Here is a 9953-nt window from a genome sequence, read left to right on the forward strand (position 1 = left end):
CCCGGCCCAACCCCTGTTTTCTACGTCTTCGACGTTTTTTGGTTGCTGTCCTTCGGATCATACGTGGCCGCTCCACCGTGTCCAGCCCCTCCTGCGTCGGGGCCTGCGGGGCGGGGGAAACATGTTCCGGCGCTCCTGCGTCGCTTATCTCCTGCACACGTTTCCCCACCCCTTGCCCTGATGGGTGGACAGGCCTCCGTCGGCCACAGCTCCACGCTGTTTCGCCAGCAACCAAAAAACAACGGGGGGAAAGGGACAGGCAGCTGGCCCGGGTTACACCGCCCACTCACCCCCCCGTCCTTCGCACAAGGAAAGAGAACACCATGAAAAAGCTTAAAGTCTCCACTCCCGCCGGTCTGTTGGCCGTGTTCGCTCATACCCTGGGCATGACGCCGGTGGAATCGTTCGTGCTGGTGACCGTGCAGGGCGGCCGTGTCGGGGCAACGCTGCGGGTGAACATCCCCACCAACGGCCCCGCCGCCGGTTTCGTTAGGACGGTCGTTGATTACCTCCTCAATGACAAAGAGGCGGACGGCACGATTTTGGCTGTCTACACGAACACGGACGGCGGGCAGCCGCACCGCGAGTACGTTGAAGCGTTGGAGTACGAGTTGCTGGCTGCCGGTATGCCCGTTAGGGAGGCTCTGCTGGTGGGCCCTGCGGGGTGGAGGAGCTACTTCGACACTGATGCCGCGGTGACGGCTTTGGGGTCCATCACCGATAGTGAAGCGAACACGGAAATGGTCTTTGCCGGTTCCAACCCGGAAGCCGGAAAAGCCCAAGACCGGGAGTTCACCGGGGCGCCCGGCAACGCCGCCACCATCACTCGTATTGCCAGCGGGTTGAGGGATGTTGACGGGCTGGATTTCGGTGCCCCGGTCATGATCGAAGCCCGGGCAGCGTGGACGGACGCTTTGGGCACCGTCCCCGACACCGCGGTGGCCTGCCAGCTGGTGGCGTACCTGCAGAACGTGGGTTTGCGGGACCGTGTCATCGCTGACTTCATCAACACCGATGATGAGGAGTACGGTGCCGTGTTGATCGGGGAAACCAGCACCCGTCCGACGTGGGCACGGGTCGATCAGGGTCAGGCCCTGCTGGTGGAACTGCTGGCACAGACACCGGACCGGTTCCGGGCACCGCTGTACACGATGCTGGGCCACATCAGCTGGTACAAGGGCCGGTCCACCACCGCGGTCCAGTACTTGGATAAGGCTTTGACGGCTACCCCGGGTTACCGGTTGGCTGAGCTGCTGAAGAGAATGATTGACCTCGGTTTTCTCCCCGAGGTGGTCAAGAACAAGGCCAACGCCTACCCCGGCGCTTCCTAACAGATGAGGGGTTGGGCACCCACTTTTGTTGGGTGCCCAACCCGCCCTGTGGGGGCGGCGGCCTCCGCCGCAAGCTCCCCCGGCCGCATCCACGCTGCGCGGGCGCAGCGACCAGACACGGTGTCGGAACGTGCCGGTAGGCTGGGGAAGCAAACGCACCCACGAAGGAGCCTTCCGTGTCAGCACCGGATATGTCCCACCCCGACTTGTTCACGGAATACACACCCCTGAACCCATCGGCGAGCCAGGCTGAAACCCTCCTTGATGGCAAGACCTCCCGGACCGCGGCGCCCGGCGCGGGCATGGTCGACCTCGTCTTCAAGGATCCCCTGGAAGGGTTCACCTGGTAAACCCCCACCTAAGTTTTTTGTTGCCCCAAAGATTTTCCCGTGCGAAGGAAAAAAGTGAGAGGGCAGGCCCCTTGGCCGGCCCTCTCACTTCGTTTGCCACCCGTACCGTATGTGACGTCATGGTGGCATAAGGATGTGGTCTGCCACGTAGGATGGCTGGGCGGCCCTGCCGGGTCTTTCCCCCGATGGATCCGGCAGGGCTTTTTTGTTTCATGCACGGGGATCAAAGGTGGGGCGCAAGCGTTCTGATCGATCCGGCTCTCGTTGGGGCAGGTTTTTTCGGATGTGACTGGTGTCGGCGTCGCCATGCTGCGCACGGATGTCGCCCGCACGTGCTGGTGCTGTCACTGTCGCCGCCATGCCAGGGCAGTGTCTTCCTGCCACGGCCTTGGGCGGGTGCTGGAAGAACAGGGATCCCAGGTATTGGCGGATCGGGCGCTGAGGGTGTTGGTCTTGTTGCCGGGGTATCGCCGTGTGGAGGCTGTGCACATCCGCTGCACGCTTTGGTGACCTCTCATCGTGTAGGTGGCGCGGCGGTTGTGTGCAGCCGGTGGACTGGTTCCGGTCGTCCATCATGTGTGCAGGAAAAGACCGGAGGATTAATCTTTTGCTGTGCACATGTGGGCGAGGGGCAATGCTACTGTGCGCCGTGACTTGCGTTTTCTGTAGAGGCTAGGGGGCTGTCGCCCGTGGTGCGGTTCGCTGACTTACGCCGGCGTCCTGCAGCGCTGGATTCGAGTCCCAGCTTCTTCAGCTCCTCCGGGCTCCAGCCGTCCTTGGTCGCGCGCACGTAGGCGCGCTTGTCTTCGCGCTCTGCTTCGGCGAGCTGTTCACGCAGGTCGGTGATCCGCTGACGGGTCTTGACCAGTTCGGTCACAGAATCGATGCGTGAGTTCAGGAGTGCTTTGGCCTGGTTGCGTGTCTGTTCAATGTCGAGGGTTACCATGCGACCAGCCTAGCCCGGCCGGTACGTTTAGTCGGTTTACCGTACGCGCCGGGCGACGGCCATTTGATAGAACAACCGCTCATGCTCAGCGACTACAAAGGGAAGAAACCCGGAGCAAGCTGGTAACTTAGCCCGGCTAAGTTTGCTCGATCCTCGACTTGTCGTCTTGGATGCGGCACACTTGTCAGTGTGGTCCCCGGGTTTCCGGGGTCGCTGCGCTGGCAAATTCGAAGGGCGGGATACGTGAGTGGGAGCAGTGGCTTCGCTGGTTGGAAGTCCCGTCGTCGGCGGGCGAATATTGACGGTGGACGGTTGCACCGTCACGAGGTTAAGGTCAGTCCGGCGGAGGAAGCCAAGCTCCTCGCCCTGGCGGAGAAGCACCGCGTGACCGTCCCGCGGCTTTTGATTGAGGCTGCGCTCAGCGAAGGCACGGAGTCTCCGTCGGAGCGGCGTGATCAGTTCATGCAGCTCTCAAATTTGCAGCGTCTTGTCGGGACCGTGGCGAACAACATCAACCAGATCGCGCGTCATGCGAATGCGACGGGGGAAGTGCCGGCAGAGGCTGCTGCGTCCATCGCCCACGCACGGGCTGTCATCGTCCGGATCGACCGCCACCTGGCGGAGATGGCCGGGCGGTAGTTTCTCCGTGATTCCGAACATTACCCAGGGCGACCGCATGGCGGGTCTGATGATCTACCTCGCCGGTCCGGGACGGGCAAACGAGCACGAGGAGCCGCACCTCGTTGCCGGCGATTCGGCGCTCATGGCCTGGCATGACGACAATGAGCTGAACCGTGACGCTGCCCTCGATATTGCCAACGCACTAGACCGGGCCAAGCAGTTTTTCGAAACCGAAGTAGACGGCGGACACGTCTTCCACTGCTCACTGAGTTTGGCCGCAGAAGAAGGCCAACTCACGGATCAGCGGTGGGGGGCCATCGCGGACGACTTCATGAAGGAAATGGACTTCACCGAGGACGGGGGAAGGGCCCCGGCCCGGTGGGTTGCCGTTCGTCACGGGCTGAGCAAGAACGGCAACGACCACATCCACGTCGTGGCCAGCATGGTTCGGGACGACGGGACCAAATGGAACGGCTGGAAGAGTAAGTACAAGTCACAGCAGGCGGCCCGGATACTGGAGAAGAGGCACGGCCTGAATCTGCTGGGGGATCTGCGTGCCGAGCGAGGATTCACTCCGGCGGAACAGGCTAAAGCCATCCGCCAGGGACTGCCGGAAGTCGAGCGCCACAGCCTCGCACGAACGGTCCGCTTCTGCGCTACAGCGTCAACGGATGAGGCTGAGTTTGTCCGCCGCGCACGCCAGGAAGGCATCCTCGTACGCCCCCGCTACGCGGCGGGCCGTATCGACGTCGTGACCGGGTACTCCGTGGCCGAACGGCCCCGCAAGGGTGAGCGGGCCGTGTGGTTCGGCGGCAACTCTCTGGGCCGTGACCTGGCGTTGCCGAAGCTTCGGGCTGGGTGGGAGAGCAGCCCGGAGTCAGCGGCTTCAGCTGTCGCGGAATGGAACCTTGCGGCGCGCAACCGCCGGCCCGTAAACCCAGGCCGGGAAACGGCCCAGCCATCGGCTGAGCTGTGGAGAAAGTACGCCAATGACGTCAGTTCCCTGCGGGAAAAACTGGCCACCACCGCCCATGATGATCACGCCGCTTGGGCGCAGGCAGCCCGCGAAACATCGGCGGCGTTCGGTGCATGGTCCAAACGGATCGAACCGACGCCGGGACCGCTGGCGGACGCCGCCAGGGAACTTGCCAAGTCCGCCCAGCTGCGCCGCTATCCGGCCCGGCCGGCAGTGTCCTTGCCGTCGGCACGCGGGGCGACCATGATCCTCCTTGCGGCGACGTCCAAGAGCGACCGCGCCGCCTACGCCCTCATGTTCCGGCAGCTGGCCCAAACGGCACGGGCCATCCACGACATGCACAAGGCCACCGACGACCTGCGCCGCGTCCGGGGCCTCTCGGCAGCAGTTGTTGCCGCTGGCAAGGTTGTCGAAGCCAGCGCCACCGTGCAGACACTCACGGCGCAGCCGATGTCGATGGAGACGCTGCGCCAACAGCACCCGGAGGCCAGCGAGGAAGCCCTTAGATCGAGGCTCCTGGTTGAACGTTCACGGGGCGGCTCACCGCTGCCACCCGTTTTGACCAGACCGGAAGCAGGGCAGCTGCAGGGAGCACAGTCACGGACTGGACAGCCCCACTGGCGAAACAATCCAGGCATCGAGCGATAGGGGAAGAGTATGAGCGAAGCAGACGGAATGGAAGATGCAGTGGACGCCGCGATGCGTACCGGGTTGATGGTCGCGGCCCGTATCGGCGAGCAGCTTGCCAGGATGCGTGAACAGGAACAGCGCAACATCGCCGCAGCCCAGGAACAACGAGCCCGGCAGTTGCAGGAGCGCTTTGACGCCCAGCGCGCAGCGGCCCGGGCTCAGCTGGCACCGGTCGGCCGCGAGGACTGGTGGGACAAGGCGACTCCCGAAATGATCGAACGGGTTCACGAGACGGCCACGGCATGGAAGGCCTACGACCCTGAGGCTTCCCAGGCGTCCGAGATAATCAGGGACCAAGTGCAGGGCCGGTACGGCATCGACGTGAACAACACCGGTGCGGACGAGGCCTCCGTTTCCGCCGCACTCGTCCGGGCACAGCAGACCCGCTCCGAAGCTGAAAGTGAACGGGCCAAAGCCACTGCTGCACGCAGGGATGAAGCAGTGGCCGGCGCCGCTGTTGCCGGTGCCAATCGCCAGGACCTGGAGGCCAGAGGCGAGCCGGCGTGGGACACCGGAGAACGACGCCAGCAGCTTGCCGAAAGTATGGAAGGCAACGGTGACCGCGAAGCGGTCAACTCCAGGCTCATGGCAGACAAACACCAGGGCACCCACCCGTCGGCTGCCGTGACTCAGAAACCCTCGTTAGCCAAGACTTCGAAGATGACCAAACATGGGAGCAACGGAAAAACCTTGGAACGCGGCGGACTCGAGCGTTAGCTGATGCCGTGGCGAAGGAACTTCGGCCCGTCTAGCCTCGGACTTTACAATCTGGGGCTGAATACACAGACACTCGCGAGCGAGTTGCGTGCTGTTTTCATGGACGGATTACGCAGACCGGCGGGAAACTCTCTTTCGGGCGCCCGTCATGTTGATGCGCCATCTGGCCATGTCCACGCTCACCCCAAATCTCTGGGCGACTTGGGACAGGTCCAACCTTTGGCGGACGGTCCATACCGCAGCTTTTTCAGTTATCAGGAGAGCTCCAGCCAGCCACTGGGCTTCGTCTTCAATAACCTGATCCCAATCACGGCAACCAATGGAATTAAGAGCGGGGGTGGGTGCGTGCTGCAGCAGGCCGTGGGACAGCTCATGGGCGATATTGCTAGCCTGCCTGCCAGATTCGTGAGCGTCATTGTGCACGACCAGACGCTTTGGGCCGCTGAAGACTGTCACCGCGCTGAATGCCTGGGGGTCCTCCTGCAGGAAATAGCGAGTGCCTGCTGGTTCCTGCGATTGCAGAGAAGATAAGCCAAGGACTGGGATGTCAAGGAATTCGGCCAGTGATAAGGGGTCCAAGAGGTCCAGATTGCCGAGACCTAGCTCAGTGCGAGTCTCCGAAGCGATCCTATTGACATGGCTTTTGACGAAGCCGGCTTTTCCAACCATCTATCAACGGGTCCGTAGCTGTTCATATGTGGCCTTGATAACGGACTCAAGAGCTGAGGCTGCGTCTGGGGTGAGGTGCTTGTCGCTGCGAAGGTACGTGGAGATCATAGCTAGCGGCTGAGCTTCCGGACGATTGTCGTCGCCATGCCGGACGAAGTCATCGGCAGATAGTCCTGACCACGCCGCCAGTGCAGCCAAGCCGTCCACATCCGGCCGTTTGCCTTGGGCCATTCGGGTAAGAGTGGAGGCACTAACTCCAGATTGCGAGGCCACTTGCTTCCAGTTCAAACTACGTGCCGTCCGCTCCGCATCGAGGGCAGCGTAGAAGGCTTGGGCGTCAAACCACCCCTTTAGATTCATTTCTTCCTCTCGGTAGCGATGCAAGTTGCGTTCAGAACCAAGATGATTTGAAGCTTGCAATTGACAACTACAAGTTCAATTCTAGGGCGTCTGAGGAGTCAGGTCCGCGAGGAACGCGCCACGATCGTAAGTACGAAGCGCTCAGATTTTCAGCCATTTTCGGAGCTCTTGAAGGAAACGGGTGGTCTTTCGGTCGCCTACGACAGGGGTCTGCTCAGCGGTTCGATCGGAATCCTTACTCGAGATATAGGCGGACAGCGCGGCTGCGTCCCGTCGTCGGCTCGTGGCTATTTGTGTGCCTGTAAGGGCAGGGGACCATCGAATTTTGTTCCCGCTTATCCAGTAGTGGGAACGACAGGGGAACTCCCCATTGCCGACAGACGGCCTGATATCAATCGCATCGCCATCGTAAGAGAGCTGCCACTCAGCTGGGCTGAGCGGCAATACGACCTTGTTGCCGCATCCACACGCGCACAGGTGGACAGTGGTCGCGTAGACCATTGAAATGTATAGCTTGCCGTGGATCGGATCCGAAGGAATGAACTCGACGAATTCGGGATCTAGCGACTGAAGCCTCATGATCCCTGGTCCAGGTTCAGCAAGTGATTACCGTCGGTCGTGTAGACGCTCGAAAACTCATCTTCGAAGTCGGTGTAAAAGCCAAAGAGCTTCTTCCATTTGATTACGGCAAAGGCGGCGTTCAGCATGTTCAGCTCCACGATCTGAATATTCTGGCCGTACTCGTCATCATCCTCGTCATCGAATGAGATGCGGTCGTTGTCCCAGAGGTGTTGCGTGTTCCGGGATGCGCTAGCCGTTGTCCGAATGAGGCCGCCGATTGATTCTCCGACTTGGTAAACGCCCATACCAGTGTCCACAAAGGGGACTCCAAACTCCTGAAGGCTTTGAATGATCAGTTTCTTGGCGGGACCTGCGTCCATTGATAGAAAGACAAAGTCGGCGTCCTGGAGCTCACTGATGTTCGACGCATCCACACAAGCAGGATGTCCTACTATGTTTCGGCGCATTGCTTCGTATTTGGTCCGTAGGAATTCGGTTTTGAAGGGCGCAGCACTCAGCTCTTCGACCGAAGCAGCCCCTGGCGAGCGGAACGCGTTGTGTGTGAGCATCCTGTCGCCGTCATATAGATGGATTTCCTCCACGGGTGTCTTGGCCACACAATCCAGAATGTACGAACCGGTGCCTCCCACTCCAACTATCACCACTTTCCGGAGACGCATTTTGTCAGTCACAGCGCCGATGCAGGCGCGGCTTGTGGCCGAATCAAAATACCTAAAGACCGACTCGTGTTCGTCTGCCAAGATGGGCGGGAATGTTCTGACCCTGACTTCTGGACTAACGGCCTGAGCGTAGGCCCATAGCATGTCGGCGTATGTTGACATCTTCTCGTAGTAGTCCCCGTAGGTGGGGTCCGGCTTGTGGGAAAACATTGCGCTCGCCACGAGTTCCGACCCGAGGGGTATGGGCCCGAACTGGATAATCAAGTCGTCCAGGCGTCTCCCCATGTCGTCGCAGGGTGTTTCCTCCACTGTCGCGCCGATGAAGTACACAACATGGGTGCTGGGGGCCGCTGTCCTATCCCCGCTCATCGTCAGCTCTGATGCCAGGAATCCGTAAGAAACGACACGGTTTGAAGTTACGTAAGGAACTTTGACCAGAAGGTGGTTGGAACGCACCTCGACGTCATAGCCCTCGTCCTGGAGCCGCTGCAGGTCTGGGCTACGAGCGATTAGTTGTCTTGACATTGATAATCGTTCCCTTCTTCTTTACTTCTACCCACTGCCCTGGAGCCAGGCTGCCCTCGTGGTTGGGATCCTTGGCCTTTCGGTACGTAACGGTGTATCGGGTATCAGGGGCGGGTGGTACCGGGAAAGCGATCGCAACCAGCTCCTCGTAGTGCAGGATCGCCGATTCCAAGTCGTGCTGCACGCCATTGACGACGATAACGAAGTCCTTTTCCTTCTGACGCTCTGACCCGGCGAGTGGTTCAGTCCTAGTGGCGGTCATTACATCCTCCTGAATTGCGTTATAGGCAGCTGATTGCAACCTTCGAATTTGAGTCTAGCCTAACAATTCGACTTTCGCAATTCTTACCAAAGAGGTTGCCCGACAGCCAATACATATTGGTGAACAACTGTCCACGCATCAGCTCGCGTTGTCAGGCCGACCGGCTCCCGCCAATCGAAGATCCCTACCTCCGGCAAGACGTGCGGCAGGGATGTCTTCTCCGCAGAGAGAGATTTATGCCGTAAGCGCACTTCTTGAATGGTCCTTCTTTGTCCCATGAGAATGCGCATGTGCGGGTCGGCGTGGTTCAGCCACCAAGTACTTACTCCGAGGGCGGGCTCCATGCGCAGGTGTTCCCAAGCCCGCCAGATGCCCTCCATCCGGATGAGGGCTTCGGGGTGCTTGTACCACTCCGGGCACCAGACGAATGCCGCACCGCTCATCAACCCGGGACGACACCCGACATCAGAACGAGGGAAGCTCGTAGGTCGGTAACGGACGCCACACCGTGTTGCACTACATGCAGCGCTGAGACCGTTTGGTATGGAGTGCGTTGATGACCTCTGACAATTTTGTCTAATCGATTGTAACGAATTGTTAACTGTTTGCCAGAAGTTGACGGAAATTGAGGTCGCCTAGTTAGTGTGACGCTTGTCGTTCACTCGACACTCACCTTCAATAACACGAGGAGATCAGAATGAAGCGGTCATTTCGCAGGGGTATCGTTGGCCTTGGGCTCACAGGGATACTGTTAGCAGGCGGCGCTGTCAGCGCACAGGCGGTGACAACTCAAACGAACTTCGACGGTAACGCGAACCGGTTCCAGCAATCGAGGTACTTCGAGTATCAAACCAAGACGACAACATCCAGTTCGCAGATCCGTTTTAACACCATCGGGGGCGGATACCAAATGAATATCAAAGCCCAGCGCAGTGATACGGGAGGCCAGTTTTCAGAAAGCAAGGGCTTGGGAACCGGTTACACCTACAGCATCACGAACGGAACCCCAACTGGGGTGCAGACCCGATTGATCGTTACGAACAATTCGTGGACTACCGTGGACGTCGCCATCACCGGTTGGTACAAGACTAACTAAGCCGCGTGATGGGAGGCGCGGGGGTTTCGACCTCCGTGCCTCCGTCTGGATGACGAGAGAGGACCACGTGTCGTTGAAGTACTTCTTGCGGATCGATTGGCGATTGGTCGCTACCGCACTTCTTATTATCGCTATTAATGTTTATACCGGCTTTCATGCAGTCCAGGGC

Annotated in this window: 13 protein-coding genes; 6 read left to right on the forward strand and 7 right to left on the reverse strand. The window is 59.9% G+C overall.

Going from position 1 to position 9953, the window contains the following annotated elements:
• The first annotated feature begins 323 nt into the window (after positions 1-323).
• Both IV498_RS17645 and IV498_RS17650 read left to right on the forward strand, forming a co-directional pair.
• The gene (locus IV498_RS17645) at positions 324-1331 is read left to right on the forward strand and encodes a DUF4192 domain-containing protein (RefSeq protein WP_269048390.1); all 1008 of its coding nucleotides are present in this window, start codon (positions 324-326) and stop codon (positions 1329-1331) included.
• A gap of 176 nt (positions 1332-1507) precedes the next feature.
• A complete protein-coding gene (locus IV498_RS17650; protein WP_269048391.1) occupies positions 1508-1681 on the forward strand; it encodes a hypothetical protein in 174 nt (57 codons plus the stop codon).
• A gap of 637 nt (positions 1682-2318) precedes the next feature.
• On the opposite strand, the gene IV498_RS17655 is transcribed toward IV498_RS17650, so the two are convergent.
• Positions 2319-2627 (reverse strand): hypothetical protein, encoded by a 309-nt coding sequence (locus tag IV498_RS17655; protein WP_269048392.1) that lies wholly within the window; start codon positions 2625-2627, stop codon positions 2319-2321.
• A 243-nt stretch (positions 2628-2870) separates the two neighbouring features.
• On the opposite strand from IV498_RS17655, the gene mobC reads away from it, so the two are divergent.
• From mobC to IV498_RS17670, 3 genes are read left to right on the forward strand one after another with little or no spacing between them, the layout of a single operon-like run.
• Positions 2871-3266 (forward strand): plasmid mobilization relaxosome protein MobC, encoded by a 396-nt coding sequence (gene mobC, locus IV498_RS17660; protein ID WP_269048393.1) that lies wholly within the window; start codon positions 2871-2873, stop codon positions 3264-3266.
• A 7-nt stretch (positions 3267-3273) separates the two neighbouring features.
• Positions 3274-4872: a relaxase/mobilization nuclease domain-containing protein gene (locus tag IV498_RS17665; protein WP_269048394.1), complete on the forward strand. Its 1599-nt coding sequence runs from the start codon at positions 3274-3276 to the stop codon at positions 4870-4872.
• 9 nt (positions 4873-4881) lie between these two features.
• Positions 4882-5631: a hypothetical protein gene (locus IV498_RS17670; RefSeq protein WP_269048395.1), complete on the forward strand. Its 750-nt coding sequence runs from the start codon at positions 4882-4884 to the stop codon at positions 5629-5631.
• 108 nt (positions 5632-5739) lie between these two features.
• Here IV498_RS17670 and IV498_RS19160 read toward each other — a convergent pair whose 3' ends face one another.
• The 6 genes from IV498_RS19160 to IV498_RS19170 form a co-directional block, all read right to left on the reverse strand.
• Complete coding sequence (locus IV498_RS19160; RefSeq protein WP_442951380.1) at positions 5740-6300, reverse strand: ImmA/IrrE family metallo-endopeptidase; 561 nt, start codon at positions 6298-6300, stop codon at positions 5740-5742.
• 3 nt (positions 6301-6303) lie between these two features.
• A complete protein-coding gene (locus tag IV498_RS17675; RefSeq protein ID WP_269048396.1) occupies positions 6304-6660 on the reverse strand; it encodes a helix-turn-helix domain-containing protein in 357 nt (118 codons plus the stop codon).
• Positions 6661-6801: 141 nt separating this feature from the next.
• Entirely contained in the window at positions 6802-7239 is a 438-nt protein-coding gene (locus IV498_RS19165; protein WP_442951381.1) for a DUF6527 family protein, read from the reverse strand.
• The gene (locus IV498_RS17680) at positions 7236-8426 is read right to left on the reverse strand and encodes a ThiF family adenylyltransferase (protein ID WP_269048397.1); all 1191 of its coding nucleotides are present in this window, start codon (positions 8424-8426) and stop codon (positions 7236-7238) included. Before IV498_RS17680 ends, IV498_RS19165 begins: the two co-directional genes overlap by 4 nt.
• Positions 8401-8688 carry a multiubiquitin domain-containing protein gene (locus IV498_RS17685; RefSeq protein WP_269048398.1) on the reverse strand — a complete coding sequence of 96 codons (288 nt, stop codon included), beginning with the start codon at positions 8686-8688 and terminating at the stop codon, positions 8401-8403. The genes IV498_RS17680 and IV498_RS17685 overlap by 26 nt, the downstream gene beginning before the upstream one ends.
• Before the next feature lie 83 nt (positions 8689-8771).
• On the reverse strand, positions 8772-9131 hold the full coding sequence (locus tag IV498_RS19170) for a DUF4913 domain-containing protein (protein WP_442951382.1): 360 nt from the start codon (positions 9129-9131) through the stop codon (positions 8772-8774).
• 467 nt (positions 9132-9598) lie between these two features.
• On the opposite strand from IV498_RS19170, the gene IV498_RS17690 reads away from it, so the two are divergent.
• Positions 9599-9784 carry a hypothetical protein gene (locus IV498_RS17690; protein WP_269048399.1) on the forward strand — a complete coding sequence of 62 codons (186 nt, stop codon included), beginning with the start codon at positions 9599-9601 and terminating at the stop codon, positions 9782-9784.
• Positions 9785-9953 lie beyond the last annotated feature (169 nt).

The sequence above is a fragment of the Paenarthrobacter sp. Z7-10 genome, assembly GCF_026932795.1.
Classification (GTDB): Bacteria; Actinomycetota; Actinomycetes; order Actinomycetales; family Micrococcaceae; genus Arthrobacter_M.